17 protein-coding genes are annotated in these 24,395 nt (G+C 33.4%); 9 read left to right on the plus strand and 8 right to left on the minus strand.

The annotated features are described in order from the left end of the window. Positions 1–2 precede the first annotated feature (2 nt). From K8B81_RS02990 to K8B81_RS03015, 6 genes are all read right to left on the minus strand, one after another. Complete coding sequence (locus K8B81_RS02990) at positions 3–230, minus strand: PspC family transcriptional regulator (protein WP_025571258.1); 228 nt, start codon at positions 228–230, stop codon at positions 3–5. 58 nt (positions 231–288) lie between these two features. Beyond that, positions 289–1,560 carry a DUF2851 family protein gene (locus tag K8B81_RS02995; protein ID WP_025571259.1) on the minus strand — a complete coding sequence of 424 codons (1,272 nt, stop codon included), beginning with the start codon at positions 1,558–1,560 and terminating at the stop codon, positions 289–291. 200 nt (positions 1,561–1,760) lie between these two features. Continuing rightward, the gene (gene tamL, locus K8B81_RS03000) at positions 1,761–4,079 is read right to left on the minus strand and encodes a translocation and assembly module lipoprotein TamL (protein ID WP_223678715.1); all 2,319 of its coding nucleotides are present in this window, start codon (positions 4,077–4,079) and stop codon (positions 1,761–1,763) included. Then, complete coding sequence (locus tag K8B81_RS03005) at positions 4,063–9,165, minus strand: translocation/assembly module TamB domain-containing protein (protein WP_223678716.1); 5,103 nt, start codon at positions 9,163–9,165, stop codon at positions 4,063–4,065. The genes tamL and K8B81_RS03005 overlap by 17 nt, the downstream gene beginning before the upstream one ends. 207 nt (positions 9,166–9,372) lie before the next feature. Then, entirely contained in the window at positions 9,373–10,323 is a 951-nt protein-coding gene (locus tag K8B81_RS03010) for a GSCFA domain-containing protein (protein WP_223678717.1), read from the minus strand. A 118-nt stretch (positions 10,324–10,441) separates the two neighbouring features. Further along, positions 10,442–11,179 (minus strand): hypothetical protein, encoded by a 738-nt coding sequence (locus K8B81_RS03015; protein WP_223678718.1) that lies wholly within the window; start codon positions 11,177–11,179, stop codon positions 10,442–10,444. Positions 11,180–11,478: 299 nt separating this feature from the next. On the opposite strand from K8B81_RS03015, the gene K8B81_RS03020 reads away from it, so the two are divergent. Then, positions 11,479–13,224 carry an ABC transporter ATP-binding protein gene (locus tag K8B81_RS03020; protein WP_223678719.1) on the plus strand — a complete coding sequence of 582 codons (1,746 nt, stop codon included), beginning with the start codon at positions 11,479–11,481 and terminating at the stop codon, positions 13,222–13,224. A gap of 156 nt (positions 13,225–13,380) precedes the next feature. Here the strand turns inward: K8B81_RS03020 and K8B81_RS03025 are convergent, their stop codons facing one another. Next, on the minus strand, positions 13,381–13,869 hold the full coding sequence (locus K8B81_RS03025; protein ID WP_223678720.1) for a hypothetical protein: 489 nt from the start codon (positions 13,867–13,869) through the stop codon (positions 13,381–13,383). A gap of 84 nt (positions 13,870–13,953) precedes the next feature. After that, positions 13,954–16,590 (minus strand): alanine--tRNA ligase, encoded by a 2,637-nt coding sequence (alaS, locus tag K8B81_RS03030; RefSeq protein ID WP_223678721.1) that lies wholly within the window; start codon positions 16,588–16,590, stop codon positions 13,954–13,956. A gap of 278 nt (positions 16,591–16,868) precedes the next feature. Between alaS and K8B81_RS03035 the strand changes: the two genes are divergently transcribed. The 8 genes from K8B81_RS03035 to K8B81_RS03070 all read left to right on the plus strand — a co-directional run bounded on the left by K8B81_RS03035 (position 16,869) and on the right by K8B81_RS03070 (position 24,377). Beyond that, positions 16,869–17,846 (plus strand): M23 family metallopeptidase, encoded by a 978-nt coding sequence (locus K8B81_RS03035; protein WP_223678722.1) that lies wholly within the window; start codon positions 16,869–16,871, stop codon positions 17,844–17,846. Positions 17,847–17,892: 46 nt separating this feature from the next. Further along, positions 17,893–18,225, plus strand: coding sequence for a MerR family transcriptional regulator (locus K8B81_RS03040; protein ID WP_223678723.1), 333 nt, complete (start codon positions 17,893–17,895; stop codon positions 18,223–18,225). Between the two features lie 33 nt (positions 18,226–18,258). Next, positions 18,259–18,843 (plus strand): LemA family protein, encoded by a 585-nt coding sequence (locus K8B81_RS03045; protein ID WP_223678724.1) that lies wholly within the window; start codon positions 18,259–18,261, stop codon positions 18,841–18,843. Between the two features lie 30 nt (positions 18,844–18,873). Continuing rightward, positions 18,874–19,311, plus strand: a complete 438-nt coding sequence (locus K8B81_RS03050) for a TPM domain-containing protein (RefSeq protein ID WP_223678725.1) — start codon at positions 18,874–18,876, stop codon at positions 19,309–19,311. A 3-nt stretch (positions 19,312–19,314) separates the two neighbouring features. Further along, positions 19,315–20,148: a TPM domain-containing protein gene (locus K8B81_RS03055; RefSeq protein WP_223678726.1), complete on the plus strand. Its 834-nt coding sequence runs from the start codon at positions 19,315–19,317 to the stop codon at positions 20,146–20,148. 96 nt (positions 20,149–20,244) lie between these two features. Continuing rightward, positions 20,245–20,658: an RrF2 family transcriptional regulator gene (locus tag K8B81_RS03060; RefSeq protein ID WP_223678727.1), complete on the plus strand. Its 414-nt coding sequence runs from the start codon at positions 20,245–20,247 to the stop codon at positions 20,656–20,658. Between the two features lie 249 nt (positions 20,659–20,907). Beyond that, the gene (locus K8B81_RS03065) at positions 20,908–23,472 is read left to right on the plus strand and encodes a TonB-dependent receptor (protein ID WP_223678728.1); all 2,565 of its coding nucleotides are present in this window, start codon (positions 20,908–20,910) and stop codon (positions 23,470–23,472) included. Between the two features lie 161 nt (positions 23,473–23,633). Next, positions 23,634–24,377, plus strand: a complete 744-nt coding sequence (locus K8B81_RS03070) for a DUF2490 domain-containing protein (protein WP_223678729.1) — start codon at positions 23,634–23,636, stop codon at positions 24,375–24,377. Positions 24,378–24,395 lie beyond the last annotated feature (18 nt).

A 24,395-nucleotide genomic window follows, 5' to 3' on the forward strand; every position in this document is an offset into this window, starting at 1 on the left:
GTTTATAAATCAAAAACCGATGTTCTTTTTGCTCGAATTAAATCTTTTAGTTTAATCCAGAATGCAAGGGTAAGATAAACTCCAAAGCCCAAACCAGCTGTAACAAACGAGATATAAATAAAAAACAGACGGACATTTGTAACACGCATTCCAAGTTTATCCGCTAATCTGGAAGAGACATGAAAACCGTATTTTTCGAAAAAGAATTTCAGTTTTAAAATCAGTGACATTTTTGAAGTAATAAGTTATGCAAAAATACAAAATTTTACAATTGACATATTTCTTATTCTAATTGCTTTTTAACAATTCCATACCGACAGCACATTTCATACAACCGTTAACATCACAATATTGACTTTTTAGCTGCAATAAAGATTGTGTTTCAAAGGCATTTTGAGATGTGATGCCAAATGAATTAAATTTTTCGATGATGGAATTTTTCTCAGGAGATATGCCATCCAAAATAGAAATTAAATCTTCTGCTACCGATTCATTCAGCGTTTTAGCATAAGCAAACTGTAAAGGAACAATGGTATTTATGACCAATAAATCTATAAATGAGTTAGATAATGATTTTGTTTTCTTCAGACTTTCTTTATCAAATTGATAATGATTTTTCCAGTACAAACTGGTCGAGACATCAAATAATTTATAAATACTATTGATAGATTTCAACTCTATTATTTTAGAGAACAAGTTTTGGTACTGATGGTATAAAGCAGCTAACTGCGAAAGACGAATTGTAGGGAAATTATCTGGCCTGTGCTTAAAAAACTGAACCGGTTCTACATACACTTTTTCGATTTGATATTTATGCAACAGATAAAAATACCTGAATTTCAAATCCTTAAAATAAACATCTTCTTTTTCTATATCCAGCAAACCAGTTGTACCAAAAAATAAAGCTTCAAGATTTTCAAGTTCAAAGCTTTCTTTTCGAATAATTGAAAAAGGAATTGATTTAGCTAATTGCAGAAATGCATTTCCATTTGTATTCAAACCAAAATTCTTCGCTAATAAACAAAACAAGACCGCTTCCCAATCCTGATTTTTTTCTTTGAGCAAATCATAAATAGCTTGTGATTTTCTTTCCAGACGTTCAAAAAACAAGCGTTCCTGCCAGTTTTTAAAAACAAATCCCGGTACATTTCCAATTTGTTTTTCACAATAAATCCAAGATTTCGGAGATTTAAGTTTGTTGTAATTTAAAATAGTTTCGGGAGATACGTAATCCTTTAAAACTAATACCGGGATTTCTGCATTATTTTGTCTGTAAATATCAGCATCATATTCCCAGACAACATGCAATATTACATTTTCATAAGCTTTGTCCTTTTCATGAAGATGCAAATACCAGTCAGAAGCTTTTAAATGTATTTCAACATTTCCAGCCCATTTTTGATCTCCTATTTTTATTTGCGCATTAAAAAAATCAGGCCCTGCAAGTTCTAAGTAATTTCCTGTATTGATAATTGTAACTTCTTCCTCGTTTACCGTTTTTAAATTCAGGGTATCAAATTTTTTAAACCTCCAGAGATAATGAAGAAAATCCTCTTTCATTTTTATTCGACTTTAATATTGTTTTACGATACTCTAAAAATACTAAAAATAGTACTAATATTACAATTTCAAAGTTTATTAAAAGAAAATTATTTCATTAAGCTGATTTTCGAACAAGTTTTTATATTTTTATAATACATTATTCCTTTGTATAAATTTCAATGTAAATAATTGTAAAAGGATCATATCCGATATTTTTATTAAAAAGGATAACCAATAGCAATATTCAAAATTAGGTTGTCTTTTCTCCAGGCACCGCTTCCAAAATCAATATCTTTAATTACCCAACGCTCTCCTTCAGGCAAATAGGGTTTTCTTAATGGAAGTGCCAAATCTGTTCTTAAAATAAAAAATGACACGTCAAATCGAAGACCAACACCTGCTCCTACCGCAATTTCTTTCATAAAATCTTTAGAAAACGCCGCACCTGGTTTATTTGGATCTGCATTGACAAGCCAAATATTTCCAGCATCAACAAATGCCGCTCCTCGCACAATACTAAAAAGCTTAGCACGATATTCTGTGCTAAACTCTAATTTTAAATCTCCTGACTGGTCCGGAAGATAATTATTTGTTGTTACTGTATTCAAATAACTTCCGGGACCAAGCGATCTCGCCCTGAAAGCCTTGATACTATTAGTTCCCCCAACTACAAACTGTTTTGAGGTTGGCAAAATAGTTGAGTTTCCGTATGGCAGTCCAAGCCCAACAATAACACGGCTGGCCAATTCACTTTCTTTACTCAATTTTAAATAATGCCTGAAATCAGCTTTGATTTTCGCATATTGGCTAAACGGAACATCAAAAATTTCTTTCGTATCGTTCTTTTTTGCATTTGCACCTGAAAGCAAACCTGTTATATTACCGGCTAAATCTAATTCTCCGTTAAAGTAAAAAGTATTTTTTTTACGTTTTTGCATCGTATTGGTGTACGTATACGAATAGGTTGGCCCAAAAATCAGTTGCTTTTCAATTACCCTTCCTAATGCTTCATCTTTCTGGATATCATCCAGATATTCCTGTGTTACATGATTTGGACTTACATAAGTAACATCAAGCAGATTTAGCTGATGTTCTTTACGGATGTTTTCTTTCCATAAATAACCAAATGAAGCTTTAAATGAATTCAAAGCATATAATTGCGTCCTGTTTTGATATTCATATCGTAAAGCAGCTTTTGTTCTTGGGATATATTCGCTTGAACCCTGAATAGGAAAGAATGGCACAATAAATCTTGGCCAGGTCAAACTGGTTTCTGTTCCTAATCTGTATATATTTTTACCATTATTAGCTCCGGAAAGCTGAAAATCAGCTCCGCCAAAAACAGAAACAGTCAATAATTCCGCGCCCCGGAATAAATTCCTGTTATTCCAGTTGACATTAATTTCACTTCCGGTATAACTTGCAGAATTTGTTTTTCCTAATACCTCAACACGAATGAATTTTTTTGGTAAAAGTGTTAAATAATAATAAGAGTCCAGAGTCTTTGGCAAACTATCCGAAACTTTAAATTCGTTTTTTACAAAACTAAAAGTTCCCAGATTTACAAATCGGTTTAAAGTAAGATTATGGTCTTTTCGATTGTATAAATCCCCCTTTTTAAATAATATCGTCCGGTCAAAAACCCTCGGTTCAAAAGTACGAGCTGTATCAATAATTGTAAAATCTTTGTACTGCACGATATCTTCAGACTTATATTTGACACTGTCTTTGGAGATAGAAAAATTAGGATAAACAAAAATCTTATCAATTTTATAAGAAGTAAGTGCCTTTGGCGGCGCATCATCTTTTATCACTAATCTGATTTTTACTTCGTGATCTCCTTTACTGCTGTCTACTTTAGCCAGGATATAATCCGGATTAAAATAATAATATCCTCGTTCTTTAAGCCTTGCATCGATTCGTTCTCTTTCTGCTTTTATAACATCCAGATCATATGGATTCCCAACTTTCAATAAACTTCTTCGGCTTGATCTTCCAATGATTCTTGACATTGGTAAAGAATCATCAGGAAAAGTAACACTTTTAATTATATATCTTTTTTTTGGGACTACAATATATTCTGCAGTAGCTCTTTTATTTCGAACCGTAGAATCTGCACTTACCCGGGTTTTGAAATAGCCTTTATTTTCAGCAAAATTTCTTAAAACTGAAGCATTGTAATCCAAATCTACTTTACTAAAAAGTACAGGTTCTTCCCCGACTTTTGTTCGAAGCCAATATCTAAACCCTTTCTCTTTTTTAGGTTCTCCTGCAATATTGTAGAGCCATAGTTTAGGTCGAAGGCCCAGCAATTGCTTGTTGGGTTTTGGACGAAGCAATCCTTCTAACTCCTTTTCTAATGCTTTTCTGTCTTTCTTTTTAATAACAGAATCTTTTACTTTCACAGAACCGCCTGTGTACAACAATTCGCCTTCCGGCAGATATTTGGTGTTGCTGCATCCGAAAACAAAAAACAGGGACAACACAACAAAATATTCCGCATACCTGTTCCGCATATTTTTATGTTTTAATTTCATTCCCTTCAATTTTATTTTCTTCGTCCAGATTCTCTTTTTCTTTTGCTTCTTGGTCTTTTTGCTTTTTTCTTTCCTTACGAATTCTTTCTTCCTGTATTATTTCCTTCTCCTTAGCACTTCTGTGAAAAAGTTCACGGAATTTATTGTAGCTCATCGTAATGATAAAAGCAATTCCTGTTTCAACCACCTGCCCTTCAACCGCTACCTGATATTCGTTTTTTCGATAAGCCCTGAGCATATACCGCCCATCTTTAGTAAGCTGATAATCCAAAGCAACGTCTCCGGCAATATTGGTACTTTCTTCGTTGGCACGTTCCTTTCCTTCAACGGCAAAACTACTGCCAACGGTAACTTTCAATCGGTCATCTAATAGTTTTTTAGAAACTCCAACATTCAGGTCAGTTCTGTTTTCCATACTTCCCGTTGTGTAATCTTCTGTAGATTCCAAATCAAATTCCAATTGAACACCACTGATTAATTCTCCGGCAAAATCATTTAATTGCTGCGAAAGGATTTTACTCACACTCTGTCTGGCTAATGATTCTGCATTTGTACCTCCACTTTCACTTGCAAACGGATTTTCACCAATAAATCTATTTAGTAATAAGAGTGCAAAAACCTGCTTATTTAATTCGGCCGGTTCTTGTCGTAATTGCTCCAGTTTTGCCTGCGAAGCCGTAACAATATCAGCTGATACATCATAATTTCCATCCGGAAGAATAATGTCAAATGTGATTTCCGGTTTCAATAATTCGCCCTTCATTTTCAATAAAGTCTGAAACGGAATTTTCTGTTTGTAGGTATTTTTAACTGTTTGGCTTGCTCCTCCTAACTGATTTCCGAGCAAATCAATTGGAGCTGTATTTACATTATAGATTGCCGTAATATTTAAAGTTGCCATCGTAGGCTCACCGTTCCAAATAATAGAACTTCCTTTTTGAATATTAAATTTTCTACGGATCATATTGAAATTCATTTCGTACGCACCATCGGTAAACTCATATTTCCCTGTTAAAGTTGTTTTTCCTGAAGGGTCAATTCCTCCTGTCAATTGCGCTTCGCCTTTTAAATTCAGATAATCACCGTTTCCTTTGTCAATAACAAGGGTAAGTTCAGCTTCTTTATCAATCGAAATATCAACACTAACATCCATTCCTAGCAATTCTGACTGATTTAGTTTTTGTTCCATTTCAGCAGTTTGTTTCAAATATTGATTGTCTTCATCAACAAACTCCACAATACCTTCTCTGTCAGCAATAGACGGATCTGATTGTGGCAAAACCACCGTAAACTTCGTCTCTTTATTCACTTTAATTGTACCGCCAATTACAGGGTTTTCGAGTGTCCCTTTTACATTCAGCTTTGTATCAAGGAACAAATCCCCGTAGAACAAATCATTGTCAGCAGCTTTAGAATTTATAGCTCTGAAATCATTAGCCGTAATATTTAATGCAAAATTATATTTCCTGAAATCAGGTGATTGGATAGTTCCGTCCAGTGATAATTCATTATCATTTTCGTCCTGAAATGTAAATTTATCAAAAGTGATGGTACCGTTATCAAAAGTGATTTTTTCCCGATCGGTTTTAAAATAAGAATTCAACTGTGTTACACGGAAAGCTGCGTCGTTAAAACTAAGTTCTCCGTTAATTTTAGGAGCAGCTGTAGTACCCTGAACCTTAAAATTTCCTGACAAATATCCTTTCCCTTCAGAAATATTATCCATGCTGAACCCCTGAATACTCTGTATATTAAGTTTGTTTATTGCTACATCAAAATCAAAAGTCCCTCCTTTAATGGCATAATCACCTGTAAGATTTAAATCATTGCCTTCATCACTCAACTGTACATTTGCAGCAAGGACATTAGCCGTTTTATTGTTTACTTTTATTTCTAAATCGCCTACTTTTTCACCTTTGAAAGTAAAATCATCAATTTTTAGATCAGAAGTAAAAATTGGATTTGTCATAACATTTTCGACAATAGCGTTTCCGTTAATAAGACCCTGCATCAGTAATTTGTCCTTTTTAACAATATTCATGATGGTTTCGATTTTGAAATTCACAAAATCAACTTCAATTGGAGCATTATTTTGAGTCCCCTGTGATTGAATCTTCAATTCATTTCCGGCATTTTCCAGAAAAAATTTATTAACATACAATTGATTTTTTCCAAATTCAATTGCATTTTCCGGATCAATATTCCATTTATCATAATTCAATACAAAATTTTCAGCATCTATTTTAAAGATGTTTTTAGAATTTTCGGCCTTAAATTCACCCCCAACAAAATATTGCTGTTTGTCTTTTGCATCTTTTACTTCAAGTGCATAATCCAGAATATTCTCTTCTACTTTTCCCGATAAACTCGTAAACGGAATTTTTAACGATCCGCTTTCTATCGTAGCTACAGAGACCGAATATTCTAAAGCATTTTCTTTTGCTTCAATATTTATTTTTCCGCCAGAAATAGTATTCTCTGCATAAACAATTCTCGGTATAGCTCCTTTAACCTGAAGGGAATCTGTTTGGTTATTGTAGTTTCCAGTAATGGTTAAAGGCTCTAAACCTGTAAGTTTCGGAATTAGTTTAAATAATACAGGATCATTATCTACTTTTAAGGTAAAAGCAAGACGTTGTTCGTCAGATTCTGCATTTACTTTCGGATTTTTAAGATCAATATATTTAGAAATTGACTTTTTAATTGCCGTAGTCAGGGTTGTCAGTTTATATTTTCCCACTACTTCGGCTTTTAAAAACTGGGATGAAATTTTTATCGAATTACTGTCTTTATCGGCAAAAGCCAAAACTCTGATGGAATCTAAAACAATTGGTTCCTCTTTTTGTAAGATCTGAATATTGGAAAGAAACACTTTCCCGTTTAGATAATCAGGATTGCTATTGGCAATATCAGCATCCACATTTCCACGGAGCTTCATCGGTCCGGCATGAAGATTCAGTTTTTCCAGATCGGCAATATCGAGATTAAGTTTTAGTTTTATGGTTGGGTATTTTTGTTTTGTATCACCGCTTGCTGTTAAATCAAAATTCAGATTTGGATCTTTCATGCCAGATTTCACAGCAAAAGATCCGTTTTCAACATTTCCTTTTAAAGCTAAATCTCTGTAAGTATATCTGTTAAAAACTGCTTTCTGTACTAAACCATCAATCGCTGCATTTGCTGTTTTTGGATTTAATCCATTACCTTTAACTTTTGCTTTAAGCGTAATTTTTCCGACAGAATCATTTTGGATTAATCTCCCCAAGTCAAATTCTGTAAGGCTTACAAAAGCATCGTATCGCTCTCGGTTTTTTACACGCTGATCAAACATACCGTCAACTTTTGCATTTCCGAAACTGCTGTTTAAAGCTAAATTGGTTTTGAAGTTCTGAACCGAACCTTTAAATTTTCCTTTTAAATTAATTTGTGATGGCAGCTGAATGTTTTTCGGAATTGTCCCGGCTGGTACAAACGTATTGATATCTTTTGATGTACTTGAAAGATTTTTAATATCCAAATCATAATACGATTTCTTAGCATCTGGAAGTCCTTTTATTTTCCCCGAAAGAGAAACTCTTGTAGTTCCGATTCCGCTCATTTCGAACTTTGGAATGTTCAGGTCTTTTATTTTTCCGTTTATATGTGTGTTCAGATACAAGATTGCATTTGGATTGCTTTTAAACGGATTTTGTTTTTGAAGATCCGGTACAAACAGTAAAATATCCTTAAATCCAATTTTGGACTGGCTTAAATTAGCGTCAACTGAAAGGTTTCCAAGGTCTTTTTTCAGCGAGGCAATTGATTTGTACTCCACTTTAATTTTATCTTTTACAAGGGTCTGCGGGGTTCTTACATATAAATTATTGAGGGAAGCATTTTTTGGACCGTAAAAGAAGTCTGTTTTTAAAGACTGAATAATTAAGCCACTTTTTTCTGTAACGGCCAATGCTTTAATATTTCCCGAAACCGTATCGTTTGCATAATATAATTTATCGGCTTTCAAACTGAATTTATCCAAATCCAAATGGCTGTAATCAATCCCTTTTTCAACAGGTTTTGACTGCATATCATCAAATTTAAAATCTATATTCTGTATGTCAACATCGGCCAGTTTTACTTTCCAGCCTGCTTGTTTTATTGCGGTTGTGTCGAGGCTTGGTGCCTGAATCTGCTTATCCTTTGCACCCAGTCGTAAATTTCCTTTAAGATTTTTAATTTCAAAAGCATCAAAATCCAAAAGCTGTTTATTAAGATCGATTTCATTAACTGTTAAATTTAAGGTTCCTAATCGGATTCCGGAATTTAATCTGGAATCTTTATTATCGTATAAAATATCAATTTTGGACAAACTGATTTTATCTAATTTTAATTTGAAATCTTTTCGTTTGGAAATCGTTTCAGCCGTCTTCACCGAAACTTCAGCCGCTTTTTCAACCGCTTCCTGATTTAAAACCAATTTTAATCCATTGAGATTAATTTTGGGAATATCAAAATTCATTTTGTCTAAATCGAAGGCATTGAATTTTGTGTCAAAATGTGAAACGTTTACCGCAATATAATTTTTTGAAAAATCATCTTTAAAGTTGAATTTCACATGATCCAAATTGACTTTTACAACAGATATCTGAAAAGGTTTTGCATCCGGATCATCCACTTTTGGCTCTTTTGATTCAAAAGCTTTAATGATGTAATCGAAGTTAAAAACACCATCCTTATTCCTGGTAATATTTGCTTTTACATTTTCAAGTGAAACCGAATTTATTTCGAGTTCGCTGTTGACCAGTTTGAACAAATCAACGTCAACTTCCAGACGTTTTCCTGCTAATAAAGTATCCTTCTTCTGGTCTTCAAAATAAAAACTTTCCAGCACTACATCTTTTGGAAATTTTATCGAAATGTGATCTAACGAAACTTTGGTGTTAATCTTATTATGGAGGTAAGTAATGGCCTTATCCTTAACAAAATTCTGGACTGACGGAACCTGGATTAAAATAATAAGAAGTAATAAAAGGGCAACTATAGAACCCACGCACCATAAGAGAATACGTAGTGTTTTTTTTAAATAATGAATGTTCTTTTTATTCATATGTCAATAAAACACATTAAGATTGAAGTTGCACTATTGTAAGACTGTATCTGTACAGTTTACAAAATTGTAATTTTTAAGTCTTAACAATTTACATAATTACAGTCAATTATTCTAAAATTACACTGTAAATTAGTTAATTTTCTTACCTGAAAAAAGATTCAGAAAATGAAATGGTTTTATTATACACCTAAAATTTCAAAAATTTTAGAACCTTATATTCGGTGATTTTTTATTCAGCAATTTTATCTTTTGCTGTAACTTTTCCAGAAATTTTTTGTGTTGCTCTGACTCTGGATTAAAGCTTCTGTGGCGAAGGCTTTTTTGAATTTCATCGACTTCTTTCATAATAGAAAAACTGGTTTCTGAAATATAGCTTTCGCTGAAAAGCTTCCAGATATAATCAATAGCAATTTGGTTAGGATGCAGCATGTCTTCGGTATAAAAGCGATAATCACGAAGTTCATCCATCATGATTTCATAAGATGGAAAATAGCTGATGGCTGATGGTTGATGACTAATGGTTTTATGGAGAGCCGAAAACAAATGCGATTTGCTTAGTTGATTTTCTACAAAACCATCTTTGATGTGGCGCACCGGAGAAACGGTAAAGATGAAATTTATATCCGGATTTAAATTCTGAATTAATTCAATTGTACTTTGAATGCTCTTTTTAATTATTTCTATATCCAATAATTCTTTTGTGAATTGTTTTTGCGGAACTTTATGACAATTGGCAACAATTTGGTCACTTTCTGTATTTCTGTAAATCCAGGAAGTTCCATAGGTAATAATAATGTGTGTTGTTTGTTTTAACCATTTATGAGTTTCGGTAATCGTTTTATTTAATGTTTCAAGCAATTCTTCCCTATCCGAATTGCTTAAATCTGAATGTACATCAAAACAATGCCAGCGTTCGTTGTGAAAAAAAACATCTTTTTCCTCAAATAATTTCTGTTCACAAATTCTCTTGAATAATTTTTCAATCGAAACCGGATTAAAAATTATCCCAAATGGATTTGTTATATTCTGAAACTTAAAATAATCAAATTTCGCTGCCATGTTTTCTGCAAAACAGGAACCAATAGAAAGTACTTTCGAATTATAATCGATTGGATTGTTACTTTTTGAAACTGGAATTTGTGTTCTGAATTGCATGATTTTAGTTTTAAACAAATTTCACCAATTATTTATAAACAAAAAACCAAATACAGAAGTATTTGGTTTTAAAATTTAAATCAAATTTGACTTTGAATATTTTTTATATTTAACTTAATTAGTAGAAATACTCAACTGTTGCCGTTTCTCCTTCTTCACTCTCTGTAACTTTTGTTGGATAGTTAGCAGCATTATAAGTAAAAACATAGCTGGATGTTACTTCATTATTATCTAAATCTTTTTCAGAAACAATGTTATGTACTATACCTGATGCCTCACCTTCAACGAAAGAAATTTTATCATATCCTAAAATATTTTTAAAAGGATTATTCTTGTCATCATAAGTGTAACTTCTGCTTGGACTATCTGTTGAAGTAATTTTAGTAATTTCTCCTGCTGTAAAAGTTATTTTTCTTGTACCATTAGCAGTAGTTTGTGCTACATCATCTCCTCTAAAAGTAGTTACTGTAATAGAACCATCTGTTTCATATTTGTAAACTTCTTTAAAACCATATTCTTCCAATGGCTCAGTCATTACAAAGCTTATTAAGAGATTATTTGAATCATACTCATATTTATTAATTTGTTCAACGTCACCATCATACTTAAACTCCATTTTGGTTATTAAATTTCCAGTGTAAGTAAAATATACTCCATCGGTAGAACCGTCCACTGTTATTTTTACTATTTTGTTTCCATCATAAGCATAATTAGTAATCACCTTGTCTCCATCAGAATCAGTTGAAATTTCTTTTTTCAATAATACTAAATCTGAAGAACCTGAAGAATCATCATCACTTGAACAAGAAGTTAATGCAAAAGCCAATGCACCAAATAAGAATAAAATTTTTTTCATTTAATTGATTTTAATCATTAATAATTCCTACAAATGAAATAAAATCAAATTTAAAAACCTAACTTGTTTTAATAATAAAAAACCGAAAATAATTAATTAATAAAAATTATTAATATGCAATAATCACAACTTTCTAAAGGACAGACTTGTAAGCAATTCATTATTCGATAAAAAAAATTACTGTTTTTTATAATTTAAATTATGGTTTAAAAATTAACTTTTAAATACAACAAAATCCGCCAAATGATGCCTGTCTATTTTGTACTTTTGTATTTCTTCTTTTTAATTATAAATCTCTTATGAAATTATTATACTCCTATATAATCAAACATAAAATGCTTTTATTTTTTGCTTTGATTATGGCTACTATAAACATTTGTTTTAGTTTATCAGACTCCATTATTACAGGTAAATTAATGCAGGACTGCGGCGTTGGTTTGCATAAATATGACGGAAATGTAAATGGTTTTATAAAATCATTGTCTTTTTGGTTGGGACTTTCCCTTGGCGCGGCAATGATTTCAAGAGTTACCAAAAATTTTCAGGATTATTTTACCAATGTTGTAATTCAGCGAACCGGTGCACAAATGTATACTGATGGAATTAAAAAATCACTTGATTTGCCTTATGCCGAATTTGAAGATCAGCGAAGTGGTGAAACGTTAAGCAAACTGACCAAAGTACGTTCTGATTCTGAAAAATTAATTACACTTTCAATTTCACTTATCTTTCAGACTATCATCGGTTTTGTATTCGTTATCGTTTATATTGCCCGAATCGATTATCGCATTTCGCTTATCTTTTTAGTTACAGCTCCCATTATTGCTTTGGTAAGTTCTTATCTTGGGAAAAAAATAAAAATCGTTTCCAGAAAAATTGTGAATCAAACTAATGCACTGGCTGGTTCAACAACCGAAAGTTTAAGAAATATAGAATTGGTAAAAAGTCTTGGATTAACGTATCAGGAAGAAAAGCGTCTGAACCTGAATACTTTTAAGATTCTGCAGCTTGAATTAGAAAAGGTTCGCTTTATCAGAAGTTTAAGTTTTATTCAGGGTACAACGGTTCACTTTTTAAGGACCTGCGTTGTTTTTACATTATATTATTTCCTTTTTGGAGGAAAAATTATTGTAGGTGATTTACTTACTATGGTATTTTTTACCTTTTTTATTTTTGGCCCTTTACAGGAATTGGGAAACTTTATAATCGTGCTTAACGAAACTAAAGTTTCAATGGAAAATTTCAGGATCCTTTTAAATGCTCCAAAAGAATTTCGCCCGAAAACGCCAAAACATGTTGGAGCAATTCAGTCTTTACTATTCTCTAATGTAAGTTTCCAGCACAAAACGGCTAAATTTAAAGCCGTTGAAAATATTAATTTCGAAATCAAACAAGGACAGACTGTTGCCTTCGTTGGTCCATCTGGTTCCGGAAAAACAACTTTGGTAAAATTATTAGTCGGATTATATACTCCTGCAGAAGGTCAGGTTTTTTATAATGATATTGATTCGACAGAAATTGACCTGCTCGATTTAAGAAAACAACTCGGATTTGTAACTCAGGATGCCCAATTATTCTCGGGAACAATCCGGGAAAATTTATTGTTTGTAAAACCAAATGCTACTGATGAGGATTTACACAATGCCTTAAAAAAAGCCAGTTGCGAAAAATTATTAGTTCGTGCCGAAGACGGTTTAAATACCACTATAGGAGAAGGCGGAATAAAAGTTTCAGGAGGAGAAAAGCAAAGATTATCAATCGCAAGAGCTATTTTAAGAAATCCGAATTTATTGATTTTTGATGAAGCAACTTCTGCTTTGGATTCTATTACGGAAGAAGAAATCAATGCTACGATTAGAAGTATCTCGGATCAAAACAGAATCACGGTTTTAATCGCCCACCGTTTGTCTACGGTAATGCATGCTGACAGAATTTTTGTTCTGGAACAAGGTAAAATAATTGAGCAGGGAAAACATGATGATTTAATTGCCGAAAGAGGATTGTATTACGCTATGTGGCGCCAGCAGATTGGAGAGCGCAAGTAACCACTTGTAAAAGAATCTCGCAAAGACGCAGAGTCGCAAAGTTTTATTTTTATAAACTTTGTGGCTTTTTTATTCTATGTTTTTTTAAGTTTTAAAGATTTGAAACTACTCTTTTTATTCCAAACTTAATTATTGGAATATTGATGTTAATTAACACTAATAATCATTCATCAATATAGATTTATTCTCTAAATATAATTTATCTATACCAAAATCTTTAACTACTAATTTTATAATAGTATAATATTTATCCCCAAATTTATCGTAACATTCCCTTAGAACTTTACTATCAGAATTATCAAAGTGATTTGAAAATTCATCCAAAATAACTAAAATCTCTTTCCAGAAATTAAAAATTTTTGTAGGCAATAAATGAGTATTCGAATAAAGAATATTATCTATTTCTAATACTTTCATTTCAATTTCATTATAACTAATTTTTTTTCTAGCCTTTAAAGATCTAATTAAAAGTGTATTAAGAATATGGAATTCAGAATTTATTTTTCCAACTATATTAAGTTGTTCTTTATAAATTAATTCTCTCAGAAAATTTCTTCTATTTTTTATTGACACAAGATAATTTAAAAAACCAATAATAAATGTCAACAAAATACCTACGGTATAACATACATCTTTAATTTCCATAATAAATATTTAAAAACCCGACAAGTTTAATACCTATCGGGTTTGTTTTATAAAAAATTCTTCGTCTTTGCGAGATTAAAAAATCTACTTCATGAAATCCACTGCTTTCGAAAGCGCCTCAGCAACTCCAGCTGCATTTTTTCCTTTTCCAGAAGCGAAGAAAGGCTGTCCTCCTCCGTTTCCATCAATATATTTCCCTAATTCTTTAATAACTGCATTAGCATTTAAGCTTTTAGCCGCTGCCAATTCCTTAGAAATATAACAATGAATATTTGGTAAACCATCTTCAACAGAAGCTAAAAACACAAACGAATCTGCTTTTGAACTTCCTAAAGCCTGAGCTAAATCTTTTGTTGAAGCCATGCTTAAATCTACTTGTTTTGCAAGGAAATTAACACCGTTTACTACTTCAAAATCTTTTTCTAATTCCGTTTTTAACGAACCTACTTTTTCTTTAAGCAATTGTTCCACTTGTTTTTTCAGTTTCGCATTGTCATTCTGAAGTGAAGCAACCGATTTTAAAATATCCTGCGGATTTTTAAGTGTTTCTTTTATTTCTGCTAAAGTATTTTCCTGATTTAAGTAGAAGTTTTTCACCGCATCACCAGTGATTGCTTCAATACGACGAATTCCAGCTGCAACAGCACCTTCAGAAATAATCTTGAAATGCCAGATATCAGCAGTATTTTTTACGTGAATACCTCCACAAAGTTCTTTACTTTCTCCAAACTCGATCATACGAACTGTATCACCGTATTTTTCACCGAACAAAGCCATTGCGCCTTTATCTAAAGCTTCTTTGATCGGAATGTTTCTGTGCTCTACTAATTGCAATTGTGCCTCAATTTGAGCATTTACAGAAGCTTCAACCTGTTTAATTTCTTCATCAGAAACTTTACTGAAATGAGAGAAGTCAAAACGCAGGTAATTTGGATTTACCAACGATCCTTTCTGCTCCACATGCGTTCCTAAAATATTTCTCAAAGCTAAGTGCATCAAATGTGTAGCCGAGTGATTTTTTGAAGTTGATGTTCTTAAATCAGTATTTACTTTTGCCACGAAACCTGCTTCAACATTTTCCGGAAGCTGTTTTGCAAAATGCAGAATCAGATTATTTTCTTTTTTTGTATCGATAATTTCGATTGTTTCGTTTGCAGAAACAAGCGTTCCTTTATCACCAACTTGTCCTCCTCCTTCCGGATAAAACGGTGTATTGTCTAAAACGATTTGGTATAAAATACCATCTTTTTTAGAATCCACTTTTCTGATACGTGTAATTTTAACTTCGTTCTCCGTTTTGTCGTAACCTACAAATGTTTCCACATTTCCAGGAATCAAAACATTCCAGTCTTCTGTAGAAACTTCAGAAGCGGCGCGAGAACGCGCTTTTTGTTTTTGTAATTCAGATTCGAATTCTTCTTCATTATAAGAGAATCCTTTTTCTTTCAGAATCAAAGCCGTTAAATCTTTCGGAAAACCGAAAGTATCGTACAATTCAAAAACCTTTGCACCAGAAACCTCTTTTCCAGATGTTTCAGCAACAACATTTTCTAACAATTGTAAGCCCTGATCTAAAGTTCTTAAGAAAGAAGCTTCTTCTTCACGAATTACATTGGTAACCAATTGTTGCTGCGATTTGATTTCAGGGAAAAATTCTCCCATTTGGTCCGCTAGAACTTCAACCAATTTATTGATAAAAGGCTCTTTTGTACCCAAAAATGTAAATCCGTAGCGAATAGCACGACGCAAAATACGACGGATTACATAACCTGCACCCGTGTTAGACGGCAATTGTCCATCTGCAATTGCAAAAGCAACCGCACGAACGTGATCTACCACTACACGAATCGCGATGTTCGTTTTATTTTGTTCTTCACTGATGTTTTTAATTTCATCAGAAGTATATTTTAAACCTGTAATTTGCTCTACTTTCTCAATAAGCGGTGTAAAAACATCCGTATCATAATTAGAAGTTTTTCCCTGCAACGCCATACACAAACGTTCAAATCCCATTCCGGTATCAACGTGCTGTGCAGGAAGTTTTTCTAGAGAACCATCTGCTTTACGGTTGAATTCCATAAATACATTATTCCAGATTTCAACTACCTGTGGATGGTCATTATTTACAAGACTTTTTCCTGTAACCAAAGCTTTTTCAGATTCCGGACGTAAATCAACGTGAATTTCAGAACATGGCCCGCATGGTCCCTGATCTCCCATTTCCCAGAAATTGTCTTTTTTATTTCCAAGAATAATTCGGTCTTCATCAATTAATGTTTTCCAGATATCCCAAGCTTCCTGATCAAACGGAACATTATCTTCTTTACTTCCTTCAAAGACAGAAACATAAAGATTCTCTTTTGGGATTTTATAGACTTCTGTCAATAACTGCCAAGCCCAGTTAATAGCCTCTTTTTTGAAATAATCACCAAAAGACCAGTTTCCTAACATCTCAAACATGGTATGGTGATACGTATCAAAACCTACATCTTCAAGATCGTTATGTTTTCCTGAAACGCGAAGACATTTTTGCGTATCGGCTATTCTAGGACTTTTTGGAGTTCCGTTTCCTAAGAAAAATTCTTTAAACTGGGCCATTCCCGAGTTATTGAACATAAGGGTTGGGTCGTCTTTTAGCACGATTGGAGCAGATGGAACAATTAAATGTCCGTTGCTCTTAAAAAAGTCCAGAAATTGTTTACGTACGTCTTGTGATTTCATATTTTAATTAGAAAATGTGTCTGTTTTAATGTGTCAATTTGAAAATTAGACAATTAGATAATTTGTGAATTTTGATAATGTATTAATTTCGAAATCGATAATAAAAAACTAATCGTTTAAAACAATAAATTCCTTATTTTGCGCATTATCTAATTATCTAATTCCCCAATTATCTAATTAATTTTGTTCTTGAAAAAAAGCCACGAACAACTGAAACATTTACTAATTTTGTTCGTCTGACTAATTTTACAAGCTGCAAAAATAGGGTATTTTAAAATATGGCGAAAGTAAAATATTATTACGACTCAGAAAATCTGGCGTATACGAAAATAAAAACAAAAAAGAGAATCAAAATTGGTTACGGATTCTTGTTTTTACTGGCTTCAGCATTGTTTGGTTTTTTAATATTTGTCCTTTTAATCAATACTCCCTATTTTGAAACGCCAAAAGACCGGTTACAGGCCCGGGAAATTGAGAATTTAAAAATACAATATGCGATTTTAAATAAAAGAATGGATGAAATTGATGCTGTAGCTGAAGCTTTGGAAGACAGGGACAATAATATTTACAGAACTTACTTTAACAAAACCGAAATTCCGGATTCTATCAGAAAAGCAGGATTTAAAGATAGCAAAAGATATAAAGATTTAGAAGGCTATAATAATTCTCAATTGGTCCTAAACACTACTAAACGCATTGATCAACTTTCGAAAGAACTGGCTATCCAGTCAAAATCATTAGATGACATTTTAAAGCTGGCCAGTACAAAAAAGAATTTACTGGCAGCAATTCCTGCCATTCAGCCAGTACAAAACGAAAATTTAAAACGAGTAGCATCCGGTTTTGGATACAGAATCGATCCTTTCACGAAAGTACGAAAAATGCATAACGGAATGGATTTCACGGCTAATACTGGAGCTCCGGTGTATGCAACCGGTGATGGCATTGTGGCAAGGGCTGACAATACGGCATCAGGGTTTGGTAACCACGTAGTCATCAGGCACGGTTTTGGATACGAAAGTTTGTATGCCCATTTGAGCAAATACAACTGCCGTCCGGGTCAAAGAGTAAAACGTGGTGATGTGATTGGCTACGTTGGCAGCACAGGAAGATCAGAAGGTCCACATTGTCATTATGAGGTACATAAAGATGGGAAAGTTGTAAATCCGCTGAATTTTTATTACGGAAACATTTCGGCTGTAGAATACGTGGCGATTTCGCATTTGGCAAATCAGGAAAACCAATCATTAGATTAATACTGCAAAAAGTAGTAAGTTTGAATAAAATAGAAAAACAAAGATCATGCATATTGAGCTTTCTAAAGATAAAAGATATTTCAGCATTGGCGAAGTAGCCAAAGCATTTAATGTCAATGCCTCTTTGATACGGTTTTGGGACAGCGAATTTGACATTCTCAAACCTAAAAAGAATGCCAAAGGCAACAGAATGTTTACACATGAAGATATTACAAATTTACAATTGATTTATCATTTGGTCAAAGAGCGCGGTTTTACACTTGAAGGAGCCAAAACACATTTGAAGGAAGGCCAGAAGAAAACATTAGATAAATTCGAAATAATACGTAAATTAGAGTCCATAAAAACACAACTAACAGATATAAAAAACGAATTGTAATTAAAAATTGAATAAACTTAAATTAAAAAAAATATGAAAAAGTGGTTAATCCCCGTAGGAATTATTGTAGCGCTTATTGCAATTATCGCATTTTGGTCAATTGGAATTAAAAATACTGCTTTACAGCATAGCCAGGCTGTAAATAAAGACTGGGGAAATGTACAAACAGCTTACCAGAGACGTAATGACCTTATTGGGAACTTAGTAAATACCGTAAAAGGTGCGGCTAATTTTGAAAAAGAGACATTAACAGCTGTAATTGAAGCAAGAGCAAAAGCTACTTCAGTAACGGTTGACCCAAGCAATGTAACTCCGGAACAATTAGCACAATTCAATCAGGCACAAAGCGGGGTAAGCTCGTCTTTATCAAGATTATTAGTATCTGTTGAGCAATATCCAACATTAAAAGCAAATGAAAACTTCCTGAAATTACAAGATGAGCTTGCTAGTACCGAAAACCAGATTTTAACTGCAAGAACACGTTTTAATGAATCTGTACAGGTTTACAACGGTTATATTTTAAAAATCCCAAATAACTGGTTCCTGAGCGAATATAAAGAAAAACCATATTTTGAAGCTTCTACCGGAGCAGATAAACCTGTTGAAGTAAAATTCTAAATAAAAAATCGTAACTCTAAAATAATTCAAATGTCAAAAGTAGAAGATTTTTTAACCAGGGAAGAAGAGCAGGAAATAGTTGAAGCTATTCGCATGGCTGAAGAAAACACTTCTGGCGAGATTAGAGTTCATATAGAAAAAACGACTTCTAAAGTTCCTTTTGACAGGGCTTTAGAAGTTTTTTATGAATTACGAATGAATGAAACCCAGCTTCAGAATGGTGTTTTGTTTTATTTTGCTGTTGATGATAAAAATTTTGTCATTTGCGGTGATAAGGGTATAAACGATCTTGTAACCAATGATTTTTGGGACTGCACTAAAGACGTTATGACAAATCACTTTAAAGCAGGAAACTTTAAGCAGGGAATTGTTGACGGAATTTTAAATGCCGGCGAACAATTAAAAAAATATTTCCCGTCATCAGAAGACGATAAAAATGAATTATCTAACGAAATCTCAAAAGGATAAATAATGAAAAATTCTAAAAATAAAACATCAAATTCCAATGGAATTTTTCTGTTTACCTTTTTGTTAGCGCTTTTTATTTCTAATAGTATCTTTGCGCAATTTGAAATACCTAAAATACCCCAAAAACAAACATCAGTTTACGATTATGCTAATATTTTAAGTGCTTCAGAAAAAACACAATTAGAAGAGAAACTAATTCGGTATTCAGATTCAACAACAACTCAAATTGTAGTTATAACAATCGAAAGTTTAAAAGGAGAAGATGTAAGTCAGTTGGCAACTAAATGGGGGCAAACCTGGGGAATTGGAGGAACAAAACAAGATGATAATGGTGTAATTATTTTATTGGCTAAAAACGAAAAGAAAATTGCAATTAATCCCGGTTATGGTTTAGAAGACCGCTTAACTGCCGGAATAGGCGGAACCATAATTCGAAATATTATTATTCCAGAGTTTAAAGCTGGAAGTTTTTATAATGGCCTTGATAAAGGAACAGATGCTATAATTGATGTTTTCAAAGGAAAATTCAAAGGTGAAAGAAAACAGAGTAAAGGAAAAGATTTTCCAATACTCCCTTTTATAGTTATTATCGTGATTGTATTAATTTTGGTGTCCCGAAATAAAAGAGGAGGCGGAGGAAATTCAGGCAATAATAGCGGCGGAGGTCCAAGTTTGATGGATGTTATTCTTTTAAGCAGTCTAGGCAGAAGCAGCGGAGGCGGATTTGGAGGTTTCGGTGGCGGATCATCCGGAGGTGGTTTTGGCGGAGGCGGTGGCTTCGGTGGCGGATTTGGAGGTGGAGGTTTCTCAGGAGGAGGCTCTAGCGGTGGCTGGTAAAGTAAAATTTGTTTGATGTTTCAAGTTAGGAGAGTTATCTTTGAAAATATTTTACTCTAAAATTTAATTCATATTTTATAATTCATATTAAAAAAAATGTTATCACATAAAGCAAAATATGCTCTTAAAGCCTTACTTTATCTAGCAGAACAAGAGGAAGATCACATTTCTAAAACTATAGAAATTGCTGAAGGTGCTAATATTCCTAAAAAGTTTTTGGAACAAATTTTATTAGACCTGAAACGAGGACGTTTTGTGAGTAGTAAACAGGGAAAATTTGGCGGATATTATCTGATAAAATCCAAAAATGATATCACTCTTGCAGAAATTCATCGTTTATTTGATGGGGCAATTGCACTTTTGCCTTGTGCTTCTTTAAATTTTTATGAGCGTTGTTTAGATTGTAAAACTGAGGAAGAATGCAGTCTGAGACACGGTTTGATGATTATTCGTGATGAAACTTTAAAAGCAATGCAGAACATCACAATAGCTTCATTGATAAAAAAATAAAAAATATTTTTTAAAACCCTACTAAACTGATAGATTTTATATATATTTGCCAAAAAATAATTAACAAATCATTACAATTTTTTGAACAATGAAAGTAAAATTTAGCAAGTCTTATGTCTCGAAAAATCTTTTGGAAAAAAGTAGCAATATAATTTTCACAGCAGTGAAAAATAATTCTTCTATGATGTGTATGTGCTGGTAAAAAAATTTAAAAATAAATTCTACTAATTACATATACATAATATAAAAATGAAAAATTCTATAAAAAATATATTTACACTACTTTCAATTATAACTTTCTCCGTTTCATTTGCACAAAACATTGAAGGTAAAATTACAGACTCACAAAAAAATCCTCTAGGTGCAGCCAATGTAGTTATCAAAGGAACAATCATAAGTACTATTGCTGATGAAAATGGAAAATTTAGCCTTGACACAAATGGCAAAAATCTCCCTTTTACACTTTTAGTGCAATATGTAGGTTATAAAACTATAGAAGTAGAGGTTACAACCTTACCTGTTCCTGTATTAGAAGTCGCATTAAAAGAAGAAAATGAACTTATCGAAGTTGTGGTTTCTTCCAGACGAAGAATAGAAAAAGTTCAGGATATTCCAATTGCAGTTTCAGTTGTAACTGGAAAACAAGCTGAACAAGCCGGAGCTTTTAATGTAAATCGTATTAAAGAACTGGTTCCGTCTGTTCAATTATATTCATCCAATCCAAGAAATACAGGTATCAATATTCGTGGTTTAGGTTCTCCATACGGACTTACTAATGATGGTATTGATCCGGGTGTTGGTTTCTATGTTGATGGTGTTTATTATGCACGTCCGGCAGCAACAACCTTAGATTTTGTAGATGTAGAACGAATTGAAGTTTTACGTGGACCACAAGGATCACTGTTTGGAAAAAACACCACATCAGGAGCCTTTAACATTACAACCCGCAAACCAAGTTTTACATCAGGTGCAGATTTTGAAGTGAGTTACGGAAACTATGCATTTCTTCAGGCTAAAGCTTCTGTTACAGGTGCTTTAAGCAAAAAAATTGCCGGACGCCTTTCTTTTTCTGGTACACAACGCGATGGTCTGGTTGATAATATTGCAACAGGAAGAGCAACAAACACCCTTAACAACCAGGGAATCAGAGGACAGTTGCTTTATACTCCTTCAGAAAATACCAATATTATATTAGCTGCAGATATCACAACACAGCGTCCTGACGGATATGCACAAGTAATTGCAGGTGTTGCGCCAACAAACAGAGCTGCTTATCGTCAATTTGATGCTATTATTGCCGATTTAAATTATCAACTCCCAAGCAGAAATGCATTTGACCGTAAAATCGATCAGGATACACCCTGGAGATCAGGACAGGACATGGGAGGCATATCCTTAAATATTGACACTAAAATTGGTGGCGGAACATTAACATCAACAACTGCATGGCGTTTTTGGAACTGGGATCCATCAAATGACAGGGATTTTACAGGATTACAGGTTTTGGCAAAATCACAAAACCCTACAAGACAAACTCAAATTACACAGGAAGTTCGATATGCTGGTCAGCTTTCGTCGAAAATTAGTGGTGTTGCAGGTGTATTCTTTATCGACCAGACATCACAAACAGATGGTACAGAAGAATCAGGAAGTGCACAATGGAGATTTTCTCAAAGTACAACAAGTAATTTATGGAAAACACCCGGCCTTTTTGAAGGTTACGGAATTAAAACTGATGCAAGAATCAGAGCATCGAGTGCTGCAGTATTTGGTCAGTTAGACTGGGCCATAACAGATCGTCTGCATGTATTACCTGGTTTGCGATATAACTTTGATAAAAAAGAAGCAAACTATAAACGTACCACATACGGCGGTCTTCAGACAAATGACCCAGCATTAATTGCTCTGAAAAAATTAGTCTATACAGATCAGGCTTTTGACTCAAGTACAGACGATACCGATTTTTCAGGAAATTTGACTTTGACATATAAATTTAGCGATAAAATCAATGCTTATGCTACTTATGCAAAAAGCTACAAACCAGTTGGTGTAAATGTTGCCGGGCTTCCTACACCGCCAGCTGGCCAAACATTAAGTGATCTTGCAGTAATTAAACCTGAAGATGTTAATCATTATGAAGCAGGTATTAAAACTTCTCCATTCAGAAATTCCATCCTGAATCTTACAGTATTCAATACTGATATTAAAGATTTTCAGACAAACGTTCAGGCCGCTGAATTGGGTGTGAATCGTGGATACCTTGCCAATGCTGATAAAGTAAGAGTAAGAGGAGCAGAATTAGACGCAAGTTTTGTAATCAACAGACAGTTTAGTGTTTACGGAGCTGCAACTTATAGCGACGGTAAATACATTAAATTTACAAATGCGCCACTACCTTTGGAAGAAACTGGTCTTGTTGTGGATGGAAAAGCCGTAAATTATAAAGATGTTTCAGGATCTGATTTGCCTGGTGTTTCAAAATGGGCAGGAAGCTTAGGAGGTGAATATACTAAAAACGCAAGATTCTTCGGGAACTCGAGTAAATTTTTTATAGCCCTTGATAGCTATGCCAGATCTGAATTCTCATCAAGCCCATCAGCTTCAAAATATTTAATAGTTCCGGGTTATGCTATTTTTAATGCCCGTTTAGGTTTCCGTGCAACAGATGGTTTATCTGTTCACTTCTGGGGACGTAATATTTTAAACAAGGATTATTATGAGCAATTATTGCCAGCTGGCGGAAATGCAGGACATTACGCGGCTGTATTAGGTGACCAAAGAACATATGGAATTACTCTAAAATATTCGCTGTAATAAAATTAAAGAAAGTTAGTTTGGTTAAAACGAGATGCATTTATTAAGTGTATCTCGTTTTTTTGCTTTAAATTCACAAAACAGCATTCAAAACAATTTTTATTCTGCCCAAAATCATCACTCATTTGTATATATTCGCAGCTTGAATTTATATAATGTAGATGAAATTTTTCAGATTCTTTCTTTTTTGGGCATTTTTAGGTCAATTCTCTTTAGCGCAAAGCACAAAAAACGTAGAACACCAAACTCTGACATGGATTAGATATTACAATATTTTTCCTTTATCAAAAAAATGGTCACTACATTCTGAACTTGACAACCGGAGCTTTATAAATCCGGTTCATGAAAATGTATTTGTTTTCAGGACACAGGGAAGATATCGTGCCAGTGAGCATATTGACACTGGTGCAGGATTTGCTTATTTTAGCGTTAACACCCAAACACCTTTGTCTGATCCTGAGTTCTCAATTCCCGAATATCGTATTCAACAGGATATCACTCTTATTCATGACCTCGTAAAAATTACTTTCCATAATCGTTTTCAGTTAGAAGAACGTTTTATAGAAAAATCGACTAAAACGGAACTGTTAAATGATTTTTCTTTTTCTTTCCGATTCAGATACCGTTTACAATCTACGTTTACACTTTGGGAAAAAGAAAAACGAAGTTTAAAAGGCACCATTTCCGATGAAATTTTATTTAATCACGGAAAAGACAATAAGAAAAATACTTTTGACCAAAACCGGTTCTATACAGCCCTGCGATATCATTTCAACCCAAATATTGGTTTGGAATTAGGCTATTTAAAAAACTTTCAGAGGCGGTCCAGCGGTGTCGATTTCTACGATCGTGATATTATTCGTCTTACCGTTTATCACCGAATTAACAGAAAAATTAAATCGTAAAACTGAATTCTAATTATT

The organism is Flavobacterium hibisci, from assembly GCF_020026925.1.
GTDB classification, from domain to species: domain Bacteria; phylum Bacteroidota; class Bacteroidia; order Flavobacteriales; family Flavobacteriaceae; genus Flavobacterium; species Flavobacterium hibisci.